Raw genomic sequence first — 15,812 nt, 5'->3', positions numbered from 1 at the left:
AATAAATACAAGGAGGGGTGATGACTTTAACGGAATTGCGCTATGTGGTCGCGCTGGCGCGCGAAAAACACTTTGGCCGTGCGGCGGCGGCGTGCTTTGTCAGTCAACCCACGCTGTCGGTGGCGATTCGCAAACTCGAAGCGGAATTGGGTGTGACTTTGTTTGAGCGCAGCATGCAGGATGTGAGCGTGACCGCCGTCGGCGAGCAGGTGGTGGCGCAGGCGCAACAGGTGCTCTCGCAGGTCTCGGCGATCAAGGATATGGTCGTGCATGGGCGCGACCCGTTGGCCGGGCCGCTGCATATTGGCGTGATTTACAGCATCGCGCCGTACCTGTTGCCGCACCTGATGTCGCATATGTTTAAACATTACCCGCAGATGCCGCTAATCGTGCAGGAGGAGTACACGCACCATTTGATCGAATGGGTGAAACAGGGGCGGCTGGATGCGGCGATTTTGGCGCTGCCGATTGCCGAGGCGGGTTTGGAAGTCGAACCCGTGTACGATGAGTCGTTTTTCGTGACTTTGCCGCAGGCGCATCCGCTGGCGAAAAAGGCGCAGATCAACAGTCATGAGCTGCGCAAAGAGTCCTTGCTGGTATTGGGCGCAGGGCATTGTTTCCGCGATCATGTGTTGGAAGCGACGCCGGATGCGCCGTTGTACAAGGTGGAAGAAGATGGTTTGCAGCGCAATTTTGAAGGCTCTTCGCTCGAAACGCTGCGCTACATGGCGGCGGCAGGGATTGGTATCACCGTTCTGCCCGCCTTGGCCGTGCCAAAAATCCAAAGCGAGGACTATCCGCTGTCGTATGTACCGCTGGTGCATGGCAAAAAGTCCGATACGCATGTGCCGCATCGTCGCGTGGTGCTGATCTGGCGTAAAAATTTCAGCCGTGAGGCGGCGTGTCGTGCGCTGGCGCAAGCGGTGCGCGAAAGCGGTTTGCATGGCGTGCAGATGTTGCACACGCCGATGGCTGTGTGATTGTTTAAATGAATGGGTGTGTTGTGGAGCGTTTGCGTTTGTACGTGCAGTTGGCACGTTTGGATAAACCGATTGGGATTTTATTGTTGCTCTGGCCGACGCTGTGGGGGCTGTGGTGGGCGGCGGGCGGCTGGCCGTCATTTAAATTGATCGTGATTTTTGTGCTGGGTACGGTACTGATGCGCTCGGCCGGCTGCGTGATTAATGACTATGCCGACCGTGATTTTGACCGACACGTTGAGCGTACCGTCAATCGTCCGCTGACTTCGGGCAAGGTGACAACGCGTGAGGCGTTGCTGCTGGCTTTGGCTCTGACTTTGATGGCTGCGTTTTTACTGCTGTTTCTCAATCCGTTGAGTGTGAAATTGTCCTTGGTGGCGGCGATCTTGGCGGGTTCGTATCCGTTTTTCAAGCGGTTCTTCGCGATTCCACAGGCATATTTGGGCATTGCCTTTGGTTTTGGTATTCCGATGGCGTTTGCGGCGGTGCAGGGGCAGGTTCCGGCAGTGGCGTGGTGGCTGCTGATCGCCAATGTGTTTTGGACGATTGCGTATGACACCGAATATGCCATGGTCGATAAAAACGATGATCTGAAAATCGGTATCAAAACCTCAGCGATTACCTTTGGTCGATACGATGTGGCGGCGGTGATGATTTGCTATGCGCTGTTTTTCGTGATGATGTGGCTGCTGGGGATGCAAGCGGGTTGGAATGAGTTGTATTTTGTCTGCTTGTTGGTGGCTATGGGCATTGCGGCGTACCATTACACCTTGATTCGTGGGCGCGAGCGCATGGCGTGTTTCAAGGCATTTTTGCACAATCACTGGCTCGGTGTGGCGGTGTTTGCGGGAGTGGTGTTGGGGACTTGGTAGGGATGCGATAGGTTGAAAGCGATCCCATATGAATGTAAAAGGCGACCCGTTTCGGGGTCGCCTTTTGTTTCTTATTGTTTTTTAGCAAGTACATGCTTGCTAGGGTTGTCTCCTGCCAAACTTCTTTACGAATTCAGCGATATGCTCAAACCGACTGTTGCGAAGTGAACGCCTATCAGGCGTGAGTCAATCGATTTGCGACATGCTCAAACACTTGCGTGTGTGAAGGTGCCGTGACTATATCAAGGGTTTTTTGGCTTGACAAGCGGTGTTTTGTATCTTTCGTTGTTGCGTCGCAGTGTAATAAAACGATTTCAGTCGAGGCGTATCTGGTTGGATTAAGATATTTTGATTGTATTTTCAATTAAATCAATGAGTTATGAATATTTTTTTAATGTATTTATGTCATTAACGATTATTGTTTTATGTTGCGACGCAACATAAAATTTTGGATTATTTGTATAGATCGTGTTCGAGTATGTATTTTTCTACACTTTTTGTGATGTCCGGTGTGGTCTGACCGGTGCGGATTTGTGCGCGAATCTGTGTCGATGAGACGGCAATGGCTGGTGCGGGGAACTCGATGAAGAGGCCGCTGCGTTGTTGGCGCCAAACTGAATCTGAGACCTCACAGTGGTTTTGGCGGTAGTAATCGCACAGTTGTGGATCGCTCAGTTGTTCGTAGCTGATCTCGTGCCCTGCGCGCTGCGCCACCGCAATGTGGGTGTAGGTGAGGATGTCGCGCCAGTCGCGCCAGGTGTGAAAATTGGCCAGTTGGTCGGAGCCGATCAGCCAAATAAAGCGTGTGTCGGGCGCGGATTTTCGCAGTGTGCGCACGGTATCAATGGTGTAGGAGGGCTGATCGCGCTCGATTTCCAACGGATTGATGGTAATCGGATACGCACTCGTATGATTTGCCTGTCCATGGGCTGACCAATCCGCGTGATCGTCGACCACAGCCAATCGCAGCATGGCCAAACGGTGCTCGGCAGGCGCGACGTGCGGCTTTTGCCACGGTTGGCCGCTCGGGATGATTTGCATACACGCAGGAGCGAATGCATCCAATGCTGCGTGGGCGATGCGAAAATGCGCCCGATGCGGCGGATTGAAGCTGCCGCCGAATAAAATCACGGATGGCGTATGTTCGGCGGCACTCATCATTGCATTCAGATCAAATCCACGGCGCGGTAGCCGATGTCGCTACGGTACTGCATGCCGGTAAAGCGGATGTCTTCAATGTGCGCGTAGGCCAGCGCCTGCGCTTCGCGCAAGGTCGGTGCGGTGGCGGTGACACACAGCACGCGGCCGCCGCTGGTGACGGGCATATTTTCGGAGTTGATTTGTGTGCCGGCGTGGAAGGTCACGCACGTGTCGCTGTCCTCTGCGATTCTCAGTACGTCGCCGATGCGCGGCGTGTCCGGGTATTTTTCGGCGGCCAACACCACGCCGAGCGCGACGTTGTTGCTCCAATCCAATTGCACTTCGTTGAGTGTGCCTTGCGTCGCCGCCAACAGCACATCAAACAGGTCGGAATTCAGGCGGCGCATGATGGGCTGTGTTTCTGGATCGCCCATACGGCAATTGAATTCCAATACTTTGATCGAGCCGTCGGGTGAAATCATTAGGCCTGCGTATAAAAAGCCGGTGAATACGATGCCGTCGGCTTTCATACCGTTTAGCGTTGGATAAATCACTTCGTTCATCGCGCGCTCGTATACGGCAGGTGTGACCACGGGGGCAGGCGAATACGCGCCCATGCCGCCAGTGTTCGGGCCTTGGTCGCCGTCCAGCAGGCGTTTGTGATCCTGAGAGGTGGCCAATGGCAGCGCGTGCTCGCCATCGCACAGCACGATGAAGCTGGCTTCTTCGCCCGCTAAAAACTCTTCGATGACCACGCGCGCACCGGCATCGCCGAGGCGATTGCCTCCGAGCATATCGTCGATTGCTTTGTGTGCTTCGGCTTCGGTCATGGCAACCACCACGCCTTTGCCTGCGGCCAGACCGTCGGCTTTGACGACAATCGGTGCGCCGTGTTGGTTCACGTAATCATGTGCTTCTTGTGCATCGGTGAAGACGCCGTAGAAGGCGGTTGGGATGTTGTGACGCGCCATGAAGTCTTTGGCAAAGGCTTTGGAGCTTTCGAGCTGCGCGGCGGCTTTGGTCGGGCCGAAAATCGCCAATCCTTCGGCGCGAAATGCGTCCACCACACCTTTGGCCAGCGGCGCTTCGGGGCCCACCACGGTCAGGTCAATGGCGTTGGTCTTGGCAAATTGCACCAGTGCGGCGTTATCCACCTGCGTGATGTTGGCGGTTTTCGGCAGTTTTGCCGTGCCGGCGTTGCCCGGTGCCACAAACACCGCACTCACTTTGTTCGATTGTGCCAGTTTCCATGCCAAGGCGTGTTCGCGCCCACCCGATCCGATGACCAATACTTTCATTGCGTTTATCCTAAATTTTTGCAAAAACAAGCGTTATTTTACTGGTTTATCTGGAGTCGGTCTGAAATATCTTGTACAGTTGCGCGTGTTTGCGCTAAGAATATTCAGATTGATGGCAAATTGATACAGAAAGAGATTCGATGGGAAAATTGCGTTTTAGTCAACGACCAATCTCATACCGCCTGTGGTATGCCGCTCTGCTGCTGATGTGCGTTGCGCCACTGGCGGCTGCGGAGTATTTGCAGCGCTGGCTTGACATTGCGCCGTGTCCGCTGTGCGTGATGCAGCGCTATGGTTTTTGGGTGATGGGCTTGTTTGCCTTGTTCGGGCTGCTGCTGGGGCGATTGCCGCGCTGGGCGGATTTTTTGGCGGCGTTATCGGGTCTGGCTGGGGCTGCGGTGGCGGCGTACCACGTGTCGATTTTGATGCGACCCTCGGCGCAGTGCGGCATTGATCCGGTGGAGAATTTTGTCAATCGTCTGCCAATGGCACAATGGTGGCCGGAGATGTTCGCTGCAAGTGGTTTTTGCAATGCCAAACTGCCACTGATTTTCGGCTTGTCCTTTCCGATGTGGGGGCTGATTACCTTGTCGGTGACGGCGTTTTTATGGTTTGTTTTGTGGTTCAGGCGGCGTTGATGCGTTTTTAGATACATCGTTCGTGAGCGATATTTGTCAAAACGTTTGCAGCGTGCTATAATGCGCACCTTTCCTGTATAGGCGGTTAGCTCAGTTGGTTAGAGCGCCACGTTGACATCGTGGAGGTCGTTGGTTCGAATCCAATATCGCCTACCAAAAATTTTGATTGAATTTATGATGTTGTTTATCAGCGCCACCACCGCGATCACCACAACAACGGGCACAACGATAATTGTGACGCGGTGAGTCGCCTTGGGCAGCATGTAAAATTAGGTAAAAGACTCACGCAAGTGGGTCTTTTTTTGTATCAACGCTCGTTTTTTTAATGGTTTAAACAGAGGATTATCATGGTAAACATCACGCTCCCAGACGGTTCGGTTCGCAGTTTTGACGCGCCGGTCACGGTCGCTCAAGTCGCGCAGAGCATCGGCACCGGTTTGGCCAAAGCCGCGCTGGCCGGCAAAGTCAATGGCGAGTTGGTGGATACCTCGTACCTGATGGATGCCGACGCGCAGCTCGCAATCATCACCGATAAAGACGCCGATGGCGTGGACGTCATTCGTCATTCGACCGCGCATTTGCTCGCGTATGCGGTCAAATCGCTGTATCCCGATGCGCAAGTGACCATCGGGCCGGTGATTGAGAACGGTTTTTACTACGATTTTGCCTACAAGCGCCCGTTCACGCCGGAGGATTTGGTCGCGATTGAAAACAAAATGACGGAATTGGCGAAAAAAGACGAGCCAGTCACGCGCGAAGTCTGGGATCGCGACGAGGCGGTCGCTTTTTTCAAGGCGCAGGGCGAAGACTACAAAGCTGAAATCATCGGCGCGATTCCGGCGGGCGAAAAAATCAGCCTGTACCGCGAGGGCGAATTCATTGACCTATGCCGCGGACCGCACGTGCCGTCTACTGGCAAGCTGAAGGTGTTTAAATTGATGAAAGTCGCGGGTGCGTATTGGCGCGGCGACTCAAAAAATGAAATGCTGCAACGCATTTACGGCACGGCTTGGGCGAAAAAAGAGGACCAGGCGGCCTACCTGCACATGCTCGAAGAGGCAGAAAAGCGCGATCACCGTAAACTGGGCAAGGCGCTGGACTTATTCCACATGCAAGAAGAAGCCCCTGGTTTGGTGTTCTGGCACGCCAAAGGCTGGTCGATTTGGCAAGAGGTCGAGCAATACATGCGCCGCGTGTATCGTGAAAACGGCTACCAAGAGGTCAAAGCGCCACAAATTTTGGACAGCAGCCTGTGGGAGAAAACCGGTCACTGGGGACACTACAAAGAAAATATGTTCACCACTGAGTCGGAAAACCGCAGCTACGCGCTCAAACCGATGAACTGCCCGGGGCATATTCAGATTTACAACCACGGACTGCACAGCTACAAAGATTTGCCGTTGCGTTTTGGCGAGTTCGGTCAATGCCACCGCAACGAAACTTCTGGTTCGCTGCATGGCATCATGCGCGTGCGCGGTTTTACCCAAGACGACGGTCATATTTTCTGTACGCCGGATCAGATTCAGTCCGAAGTGGCGGCGTTCAACGCATTGACTCGCAAGGTTTACGCGGATTTCGGCTTTAATGACGTCGCGATCAAATTGGCGTTGCGTCCGAGCGACCGCATCGGTTCCGACGAAACTTGGGACAAGGCGGAAAACGCCATGCGCGAAGCGATTCGCGCATCCGGCGTAACGTGGGAAGAGCTGCCGGGCGAGGGCGCATTCTACGGGCCGAAAATCGAATACCATTTGAAAGACTCCATCGGCCGTTCGTGGCAGTGCGGAACCATGCAGGTCGACTACTTCATGCCGGAGCGCCTTGGCGCGACCTATATTGACGAAAACGATCAACGCCAAACGCCGGTGATGTTACACCGCGCGATTGTCGGCTCGTTGGAACGATTCATCGGTATTTTGATCGAAAACCATGCCGGTGCATTGCCGACTTGGCTCGCGCCGGTGCAGGTCGTGATCGCCAATATTTCCCAATCTCAGGCCGAATATGTCGCGCAAGTGGCACAAGAGTTGGAAAAACAAGGACTTAGGGTGCAAATAGATTTGCGTAATGAGAAGATTACGTATAAAATTCGCGAACACAGTTTGCAAAAAGTGCCTTATATCCTCGTGGTTGGGGACAAAGAGCGCGATGCCCATTCCGTTGCCGTGCGAGCACGAGGCAATCAAGATATGGGCGTGATGCCGGTGTCAGCCTTCATCGAACACATTGTGCGCGATGTCGAGCGAAAAGGTGTCGAGGCGTAAAATCGTATGGGCGCGACAGAATTGGGTCGCGACAGCGGGCAAACTGAGGCACAATCGTAAGCATATCGCCTGCTTAAACGCTGAAACACAGCGTTTGGGCTTTTTTTGCTTACCAAAATATCGATTAGACAGGAGTAAAGTATCGTTACGCAAGCAAAGATGCAACATCGCATCAATGGTGAAGTCACTGCACGTGAAGTGCGATTGATTGGTACGGATGGCGAAATTATCGGCATCATGTCGGGGCGTGAAGCGCTGAAAATGGCCGAAGAAGCCGATACCGATTTGGTGGAAATTTCCCCGAATGCCACGCCGCCGGTGTGTCGCTTGATGGATTACGGCAAGTTCAAGTATCAAGAACAGAAAAAAGCCGCCGAAGCGCGCGCCAAGCAAAAAATTATTCAGGTTAAAGAAATTAAGTTGCGCCCGGGTACCGATGAAAATGACTACCAAGTGAAAATGCGTAACATCAAGCGCTTTATCGAAGATGGCGACAAAGTCAAAGTCACCTTGCGCTTTCGCGGACGTGAAATGGCGCATCAGGAAATCGGTATGCGTCAGTTGGAACGAATTCGCGAAGAGCTGGCAGAGATGGTTCAAGTTGAATCCATGCCCAAGCTCGAAGGTCGTCAGATGGTGATGATGCTGGCGCCGGCACGCAAGAAATAAGAATGATGCGACGCGCTGATCAGTTGTACCGATCAGCGTATTGCCCCAATTTAAACCCGATGGAGCCTTGTTCAGGACGGTTTAAATCAACGAAAACACCACGGCAGGCTATGCCCTGTGGTGGATTCGACATAAAAAGTGAATGGGGTTAACAAGTGTTTTGTACACGCAAAACCACCTTGATTCATATGAAAAAACGGAGTTGTTATGCCTAAAATGAAGACCAAAAGCAGCGCCAAAAAGCGCTTCGTGGTTCGTCCGGGTGGCACCGTGAAACGCGGTCAAGCGTTCAAACGTCACATCCTGACCAAAAAAACCACTAAAAACAAACGTCAATTGCGCGGTATTACCAACGTAGCGGATTCTGATGTAAAAGCAATCCGCGCGATGATGCCTTACGCTTAAACCCTAACATAAACAAAGGAGCATACTATGCCTCGAGTCAAACGTGGGGTCACAGCGCGGGCCCGTCATAAAAAAGTCTTAGACCTCGCAAAAGGTTTCCGTGGTCGTCGTAATAATGTCTATCGCGTCGCCAAACAGGCGGTGATGAAGGCAGGTCAATACGCCTACCGCGATCGTCGCAATAAAAAACGTGTATTCCGCGCTTTGTGGATTGCCCGTATCAATGCGGCGGCACGTCAAAACGACATGACTTACAGCCAATTCATCTACGGCTTGAAAAAAGCCGCGATCGAAATGGATCGTAAAGTCTTGGCCGATTTGGCTGTGTTTGACAAACCGGCTTTTGCCGCGATTGTTGCTAAGGCTAAAGCCGCATTGGCGTAAGTCGATTGGGTAAACGAAGTTGTTATCGTAACAATAACGTTGAAAAAGGCGAGGCAAAGCCGTGTGGTTTTGCCTCGTTTTTTGTTGTACAACCGCGTTTGGGTTCATTGCTTTAAGCCGCTTGGTATGACTGTCGAGCGTTTTAAAACAATCAATCCGCAATAATTCATATCCGATGAGGGTTTCATGAGCGATTTAAATCAAATAGTTGAATTGGCGCGCACCGCCTTCAAAGCTGCTACACGTCCGGCGGACTTGGAAGATGTCAAAGCCAAATTTTTGGGTAAAGAGGGCAGCTTGACCCGCGAGCTAAAGGCGCTGGGCAGTTTGGCCTTGGAAGAGAAAAAAGTGCGTGGCGCGCAGGTCAACGCCGTGCGTCAGCAAGTGGAACAACTGCTGAATGAAGCGCGTCAAGCGCTCGCCGATGCTGAGCTAAACGAACGTCTCTCGACTGAGCAACTGGACGTCACCTTACCCGGACGTGGTCTGGCGCGTGGCGGTATTCACCCCGTGAGCCGCGTCACCCGTCGCGTCGAAGCGATTTTCCGCTCCATGGGGTTTGACGTCGCGGACGGGCCTGAGATTGAAAACGACTGGTACAACTTCACCTCATTGAACAGCCCTGAAAATCATCCGGCGCGCTCGATGCAAGACACCTTCTACGTAGCCGACAAAGACGAACGCGGCCATCCGCTGGTGCTGCGCACGCATACCTCGCCGATGCAGGTGCGCTATGCGCGTACCCAAGTGGCGAAAATGCAGTCGGGCGAGCTCAAAGCCGGCAGTCCGATCAAAGTCATCGCGCCGGGGCGCACCTATCGCGTGGACTCCGATGCGACGCATTCACCAATGTTTCATCAGGTCGAAGGGCTGTGGATTGCCGAGTCGGTGAGCTTTGCCGACCTCAAGGCCGTGTACACCAATTTCCTACAAAAATTCTTTGAAACCACCGATTTGCAAGTGCGTTTCCGTCCGTCCTACTTCCCGTTCACCGAACCGTCGGTTGAAATCGACATGGCGTTTGGCACAGGGCCGAATGCGGGTAAATGGCTGGAAATTTCCGGCGCGGGGCAAGTGCATCCGAGCGTCATTCGCAATTTTGGCCTTGATCCCGAACAGTATATGGGCTTTGCCTTCGGTTCGGGCTTGGAGCGCTTGGCAATGTTGCGCTACGGCGTGAATGATTTGCGTCTGTTCTACGAAAATGATTTGCGGTTTTTGGCTCAATTTAATTAATTCGTGAAAAAGTCAACGAAGATTGGCTCGCGATAAAAACGCAGTAGATAACACTGAAGGTGTCCGATGTACATCCCCAAACATTTTGCAGTCAATGACGCCGATGAATGTCTTGCGCTGATGCAAGCATGTCCGCTGGCGGCGGTGGTGCAGCACACCGAAGCAGGTTTGCAGGCGAATCATATTCCGCTGTTGGTGGAGCGCAAAAACGATGCGTGGTTGATTCGTGGGCATGTGGCGCGAGCGAATGCGATGTGGCAGGCGGCGAACTCGGATGTGTTGCTGGTGTTTCAAGGCGCGGATGCGTATATTTCACCGAACTGGTATGCGAGCAAAGCGGTGGATCACAAAGCGGTACCGACGTGGAATTATGCGGCGGTGCATGTGTCGGGGCGATTGGTGGTGCATGAGGATGAGGCGTGGTTGCGTACCTTGCTCACCGATTTGACCGCCGAGCATGAGCAGCAGATGCCGACGCCGTGGGGTTTGAATGACGCGTCCGAGGCGTATATTGCGGCGAATTTGCGCGCGTTGGTAGGGATAGAAATTGAAGTAAAGCAGGTGGTGGGTAAGTGGAAGGTGAGTCAAAACCATCCGCAGACCAACCGCGAGACGGTCTGTCAGGGCTTGCGCAGTGAAGTGGGCGGACAGAATGAAACGATGGCGCGGATGATTGAGCAATTTGCACCGAAATAATCCATTGGGTTTGAGGTGCGGCAAGGAGATTGCGGGTCAAGCCCGCAATGACGAAGTATTGAATTCAGTTGCGCGGTGAAGTGGGCGGACAGAATGAAACGATGGCGCGGATGATTGAGCAATTTGCACCGAAATAATTCATTGTGTTTGAGGTGCGGCAAGGAGATTGCGGGTCAAGCCCGCAATGACGAAGTATTGAATTCAGTTGCGCAGTGAAGTTGGCGGACAGAATGAAACGATGGTGCGGATGATTGAGCAATTTGCGCCGAACAAGTAAATATTGAATATCGTATCCGAGTTGATTCGCATTGGGTCGGATCGGTATTTAAATATCAGCCGTCATTCCCGCGCAAGCGGGAATCCAGTGATGGTTGGATGGATAATGGTTTTTGTAGATTCCCGCTTGCGCGGGGATGACGATAAGTATTGAGAAGCGTTGAGTAATGGGCTTTGCAGGCGACGCTAAAAAATTTAGATTGGGTTTTAAACCGAAAAAAGTCGATTGGTACTTTTTTCGATTGGAGAAAACATGCAATTTTCAGAAAATTGGTTACGCGAGTGGATTAATCCCGATATTTCCAGCGAGGCGCTCGCGGATGTATTGACCATGGGGGGCTTGGAAGTTGAGGAGATGGCGCCGGCCGCGCCCGCGTTTACGGGTGTCGTCGTGGGTGAGATCATCGAGTGCAACAAACACCCTGATGCGGATAAATTGAATGTGTGCAAGGTGAATATCGGTCAAGCCGAGCCATTGCAAATCGTTTGTGGCGCGCCGAATGCGCGTGTGGGTATTCGTGTGCCGTGCGCGACGGTGGGTGCGGTATTGCCGGGTGATTTTAAAATCAAAAATGCGAAATTGCGCGGTGTGGCGTCCAGCGGGATGTTGTGTTCGGCCAAGGAATTGGGGATTAACCCCGACGCGAGCGGTTTGTATGAATTGCCGGCGAGTGGTGACAATGCGGCGCCGGTGGGCGAGGACATTCGCAGCTATTTGAATCTGAACGACACGGTTTATACGATCAAACTCACGCCGAACCGCGCGGATTGCTTGTCGGTGCGCGGCGTGGCGCGCGACGTGTGTGCGCTGGTCGGCGGTGAAAAAGCGGTGTCGTTGACGCCGTTGGTGATCGAGCCGGTGGCGCCGAATTGCGACGCGACTTTACCGATTCGCATTGACGCGCCGACGGCGTGTGGTCGCTTCACGGGGCGTGTGATTAAGAATCTGAATGCGGCTGCGCCTACGCCGCAGTGGATGATTCAGCGCTTGGAGCGCGCGGGTCATCGTTCGATTTCCGCGCTGGTGGACATCACCAATTACGTCATGCTCACGCTCGGTCAGCCGATGCACGTTTATGATTTGGATCGTTTGAGCGGCGGTTTGACCGCGCGCATGGCCAAAGCCGGCGAGTCGATCAAGTTGCTGAACGAGCAAACCCACGAAATGCAGGACGATGTGCTGGTCATCGCCGACGACGAAAAAGCGGTCGGCATGGCGGGCGTGATGGGCAGCTGGGACAGCAAGGCGGAATTGTCCACGAAGAATATTTTCCTTGAGGCGGCGTTTTTCGCACCTGAGGTGATTCAGGGCAAAACCCGCCGCTACAAATTCACCTCGGATGCGGCGCATCGTTTTGAGCGCGGTGTGGATTTCATGGGGCAAATCGAGGCGTTGGAGTACGCCACGGCTTTGGTGCAGCAAATCTGCGGTGGTGAGGGTGACGAAAACCCCGTACAAATCGGACCGGTTTCCGAAGTGGTGGGCGAGCTGCCCCAACGCGAAACGGTTTCAATGCGCGTGGCGCGTGCATGCAAAGTGATTGGCGTGGAGATTCCCGCCGAGCAAATGGTGGCGGATTTGTCACGTTTGCAATTGCAGGTTGAGCGCGAACACACGCCAAGCGGTGAGGTGCTGCACGTTCAGGCGCCGTCGTATCGCTTTGACATGGCGATCGAAGAGGATTTGATCGAGGAGGTTGTTCGCCTGTTCGGTTACAACAACATTCCGACCCACGCACCGTTGGCGCGCCTGACGGTGCTGGACAGCCCCGAGGCGGTGCGTCCGGCGGACGCGGTACGCGATGCGCTGGTGGCGATGGATTATCAAGAGGTGGTGAACTACAGCTTCGTCGATCCCGCATTGGAGCGTGATTTTGCTGTGCCGGAGCAGGTGGCGATTGAATTGCTCAACCCGATTGCCGCGTCGCTGGCGGTGATGCGCACGCAGTTGATCGGCTCGCTGGTGCACAATTTGAAAACCAATTTGGCGCGCTCACAAAACCGCGTGCGTGTGTTTGAAATTGCGAAAGTATTCCACCGTGATGCGAGCGTACAGGCGACCGAATCGACCGTGCCGAATATCGCGCAACCGTTGCGTTTGGCCGGGTTGGCGTATGGTTCGGTACAGCCGGAGCAGTGGTCGGCGAAAACCGTTGACGTGGACTTTTTCGATGTCAAAGGCGATTTGGAGCGCTTGTTCGCGCCTGCGACGTTGGCGTTTGAGGCGTTTGCTCATCCGGCGGCGCATCCGGGGCGCTGCGCCAAAGTGTTTTTGAACGGGCAGGCAATCGGCTGGCTCGGGCAAATGCACCCACGTTTGCAGCAAACGCACGATTTGCCGCGTGCGCCGATTCTGTTTGAGTTGGATGCGCAGGCGGTGTTTGCCCGTCAATTGCCGGTGGCGCAGGCGGTGTCTAAACAGCAAGTGGTCACGCGCGATTTGGCGATTATCGTGAAACGTGATATATTAGCGCAGCAAATTCAAGAACTTATCTTCAATTTGCGCCAAAGCAGTGCAGAGTGCGCGATCATTCAGTCGGTGGAATTGTTCGATGTATATCAAGGCGAGCGCGTCGCGCCGGACGAAAAAAGCATGGCGTATCGGGTGCGTTTGCAGGACATGAACAGCACTTTGCAAGACGCGCAAATCGAGCAGGTGATGGCGCAGATTTTGGAACCATTACAGAGCCAACTGGGCGCACGTTTGCGCTAACTAAGGCGGACATTTTATAAATACAATCAAAGCAGGATGCGGTATGAACCAAGACGATAAACTGATTTTAGACACGCTCAACGAACTGATCGAAGAAGCCAAAATGGAGGACGGCTCATTCACCTTGACCAAGGCCGAGTTGGCCGAATTGCTGTTTGCGCAAGTGGGTTTGAATAAGCGCGAAGCCAAAGAAATGGTCGAAGCGTTTTTTGAGGAAATCCGTATGGGTTTGGAATCAGGCGATATGGTCAAATTATCGGGTTTTGGTAATTTTTCCGTGCGTGACAAGGCCTCGCGTCCGGGGCGCAATCCGAAAACCGGTGAAGTCGTGCCCATCAGTGCGCGCCGCGTGGTCAGCTTTCACGCCAGTCAAAAACTCAAAGAACAGGTTGAAAAATCCGGTGTGGTGAGCGCGAGCGTCTAACTCGCCTCGTTAATAACGACGGTTTTACGCCCCAGCAACACATTGATTGTGTACAATAATAACCGAACCGTGTCACCTGAGCGCATCCGCGCGCGACACCCATAGGACAACCATGACGCAACCCCAAGGCTACGTGCTCACCCGCGACCTGCCGCCGATTCCGGCCAAGCGCTACTTCACCATCGGTGAAGTCAGCCAGCTGTGTGACGTGCGCTCGTATGTGCTGCGCTATTGGGAGCAAGAATTCGTGCAGCTACGGCCGATGAAACGGCGTGGCAATCGTCGCTATTACCAATTGCACGAGGTACAATTGGTGCGTAAAATCCGCGAACTGCTGTATGAACAAGGCTTCACCATCGCCGGTGCGCGTTTGCAATTGGAGCAAAAAGCGGCCGAAGATGTGATGTCGTTTGAATTATCACCGCCCGATGTGGCCGCTTCTGCGTCAAAGGGCGCCAGCAAAAGCGAAATCACGTCGGCATCAACGGCTGCGTACACCGCCGCCGACCCAAGCACCCACATCGCGCACGATACCCCCGCGCCCACGCAAGCATGGGTGGAGCCGGCGGATGTATCCGATATGAACGGCGTGCTGGAGGAATTGCGCGCGATCAGTGCCTTGCTGCGCGGATAAATATCTTCAGGAAGTTTGCCTAACAGCCCATCGGCGATCTTTTTGATGGGACGCCATTGGCGTTGCTGGACGCTTTTTGAGTGAAAAGCACGGTGCGTGCCAGCGTCATCATAATAAACAAAACGGGAGAAAAACCTGATGTCTCATTCATCACACAACTCATTGCATCAACCATCCGCCGAATCCATTTCAACCGCAACGGAGCCACCGTTCGCGCACAGCAAACTGATTATTTTTGATTGGGATGGCACGCTATTCGACTCCACTGCCATGATTTCACAGAGCCTGTGTCGCGCGGCGAGCGAGTTGGGTTTGGGCGAATACACCAAGCAACAAGCGCAGCAACTGATCGGTTTGGGCTTTGCCGAAGCGGCCAACGGCTTGGTCGGCCGCACCTTGTCCGACAGCGAAATGCAGGCGTTTATGGCGCGCTATCGTCAGTATTACTTTACCGCCGAATTGGAGGTCAGTTTGTACGATGGCGTGTGGTCGTTGCTGGAAAGGTTGCGTGCACAAAACCGCTATATGGCGGTGGCCACGGGTAAGTCGCGCATAGGGCTGAACCATGTGTTTGAAACGCGTCCTGAGTTGAAAAAGTTGTTTATCGCCACCCGAACCGCCGATCAAACGGTCTCTAAGCCGCACCCGTTGATGTTGCATGAGATTTTATCGGAGCTGGATGTGCCGGTTGAATCCGCCGTGATGATCGGTGATACCAGCTATGACATTGACATGGCGCACAACGCGCACATGAGCAGCATTGCCGTGACCTACGGGGCGCACGATTACCGCCACTTGCTGGCGAGTAAACCGAGTGCCGTGGCGCACAGTGTTGAGGAATTGGGGCGTTTACTGTTGGGCTGAGGTCGCTTCATCCGATTGGGCGTATGGCGGTCTATTGATATTGATGCCACTCCTCTGCACTGCTTAGAAATAAACCCCGCCAATGAGCGGGGTTTTTTGCTGATGGTGTTTGTGGATTGGACGGTATGGAGCCAATGTGTGCCGTAGTTTTTTATGAAAATGGTTCCAATTTTTAAAAAACTTTCATAAATGGTGAAAAAATAAAAAAACATTTGAAAAAAAAGAACGAGTGTGCTATTTTTCGGATTGATGGCGATGTATGAATCATCGCTCGGGATGCATTTAAGTTTTTTTGCTGGGATTGGAGCGCGAGGCGACT

General features: G+C 53.4%; 15 protein-coding genes and 1 tRNA gene. 14 read left to right on the top strand and 2 right to left on the bottom strand.

Annotated features, from left to right (window positions below; all coding sequences use genetic code 11):
- Nucleotides 1-20: 20 nt before the first annotated feature.
- Both ACZ41M_RS07775 and ubiA read left to right on the top strand, forming a co-directional pair.
- Complete coding sequence (locus ACZ41M_RS07775) at nt 21-980, top strand: LysR substrate-binding domain-containing protein (RefSeq protein WP_464731708.1); 960 nt, start codon at nt 21-23, stop codon at nt 978-980.
- Between the two features lie 23 nt (nt 981-1,003).
- Nucleotides 1,004-1,852 (top strand): 4-hydroxybenzoate octaprenyltransferase, encoded by an 849-nt coding sequence (ubiA, locus tag ACZ41M_RS07770; RefSeq protein ID WP_464732177.1) that lies wholly within the window; start codon nt 1,004-1,006, stop codon nt 1,850-1,852.
- 453 nt (nt 1,853-2,305) lie between these two features.
- Here the strand turns inward: ubiA and nadD are convergent, their stop codons facing one another.
- Both nadD and purD read right to left on the bottom strand, forming a co-directional pair.
- Nucleotides 2,306-3,010: a nicotinate (nicotinamide) nucleotide adenylyltransferase gene (nadD, locus tag ACZ41M_RS07765; RefSeq protein WP_464731709.1), complete on the bottom strand. Its 705-nt coding sequence runs from the start codon at nt 3,008-3,010 to the stop codon at nt 2,306-2,308.
- A gap of 8 nt (nt 3,011-3,018) precedes the next feature.
- Nucleotides 3,019-4,290, bottom strand: a complete 1,272-nt coding sequence (gene purD / locus ACZ41M_RS07760; RefSeq protein ID WP_464731710.1) for a phosphoribosylamine--glycine ligase — start codon at nt 4,288-4,290, stop codon at nt 3,019-3,021.
- Nucleotides 4,291-4,430: 140 nt separating this feature from the next.
- Between purD and ACZ41M_RS07755 the strand changes: the two genes are divergently transcribed.
- From ACZ41M_RS07755 to ACZ41M_RS07700, 12 genes are all read left to right on the top strand, one after another.
- Nucleotides 4,431-4,928, top strand: coding sequence for a disulfide bond formation protein B (locus ACZ41M_RS07755; RefSeq protein WP_464731711.1), 498 nt, complete (start codon nt 4,431-4,433; stop codon nt 4,926-4,928).
- Between the two features lie 79 nt (nt 4,929-5,007).
- Nucleotides 5,008-5,084: transfer RNA gene (locus ACZ41M_RS07750), tRNA-Val, on the top strand.
- Between the two features lie 191 nt (nt 5,085-5,275).
- A complete protein-coding gene (thrS, locus tag ACZ41M_RS07745) occupies nt 5,276-7,192 on the top strand; it encodes a threonine--tRNA ligase (protein ID WP_464731712.1) in 1,917 nt (638 codons plus the stop codon).
- A 159-nt stretch (nt 7,193-7,351) separates the two neighbouring features.
- Nucleotides 7,352-7,861 carry a translation initiation factor IF-3 gene (gene infC, locus ACZ41M_RS07740; protein ID WP_464731713.1) on the top strand — a complete coding sequence of 170 codons (510 nt, stop codon included), beginning with the start codon at nt 7,352-7,354 and terminating at the stop codon, nt 7,859-7,861.
- Between the two features lie 207 nt (nt 7,862-8,068).
- The gene (gene rpmI, locus ACZ41M_RS07735) at nt 8,069-8,266 is read left to right on the top strand and encodes a 50S ribosomal protein L35 (RefSeq protein ID WP_464731714.1); all 198 of its coding nucleotides are present in this window, start codon (nt 8,069-8,071) and stop codon (nt 8,264-8,266) included.
- Nucleotides 8,267-8,293: 27 nt separating this feature from the next.
- On the top strand, nt 8,294-8,650 hold the full coding sequence (gene rplT / locus ACZ41M_RS07730) for a 50S ribosomal protein L20 (protein ID WP_464731715.1): 357 nt from the start codon (nt 8,294-8,296) through the stop codon (nt 8,648-8,650).
- 186 nt (nt 8,651-8,836) lie between these two features.
- Nucleotides 8,837-9,886 carry a phenylalanine--tRNA ligase subunit alpha gene (pheS, locus tag ACZ41M_RS07725; RefSeq protein WP_464731716.1) on the top strand — a complete coding sequence of 350 codons (1,050 nt, stop codon included), beginning with the start codon at nt 8,837-8,839 and terminating at the stop codon, nt 9,884-9,886.
- Nucleotides 9,887-9,952: 66 nt separating this feature from the next.
- A complete protein-coding gene (locus ACZ41M_RS07720; RefSeq protein ID WP_464731717.1) occupies nt 9,953-10,582 on the top strand; it encodes an FMN-binding negative transcriptional regulator in 630 nt (209 codons plus the stop codon).
- 529 nt (nt 10,583-11,111) lie between these two features.
- Nucleotides 11,112-13,571: a phenylalanine--tRNA ligase subunit beta gene (gene pheT, locus ACZ41M_RS07715; RefSeq protein ID WP_464731718.1), complete on the top strand. Its 2,460-nt coding sequence runs from the start codon at nt 11,112-11,114 to the stop codon at nt 13,569-13,571.
- 103 nt (nt 13,572-13,674) lie between these two features.
- Entirely contained in the window at nt 13,675-13,995 is a 321-nt protein-coding gene (locus tag ACZ41M_RS07710) for an integration host factor subunit alpha (RefSeq protein WP_464732178.1), read from the top strand.
- 112 nt (nt 13,996-14,107) lie between these two features.
- Nucleotides 14,108-14,629: a MerR family transcriptional regulator gene (locus ACZ41M_RS07705; RefSeq protein WP_464731719.1), complete on the top strand. Its 522-nt coding sequence runs from the start codon at nt 14,108-14,110 to the stop codon at nt 14,627-14,629.
- Nucleotides 14,630-14,767: 138 nt separating this feature from the next.
- Nucleotides 14,768-15,493 (top strand): HAD family hydrolase, encoded by a 726-nt coding sequence (locus ACZ41M_RS07700; RefSeq protein ID WP_464731720.1) that lies wholly within the window; start codon nt 14,768-14,770, stop codon nt 15,491-15,493.
- Nucleotides 15,494-15,812: the final 319 nt, after the last annotated feature.

Source organism: Puribacter membranae (genome assembly GCF_055380425.1).
This window is presented reverse-complemented; position numbering and strand designations above follow the sequence as displayed.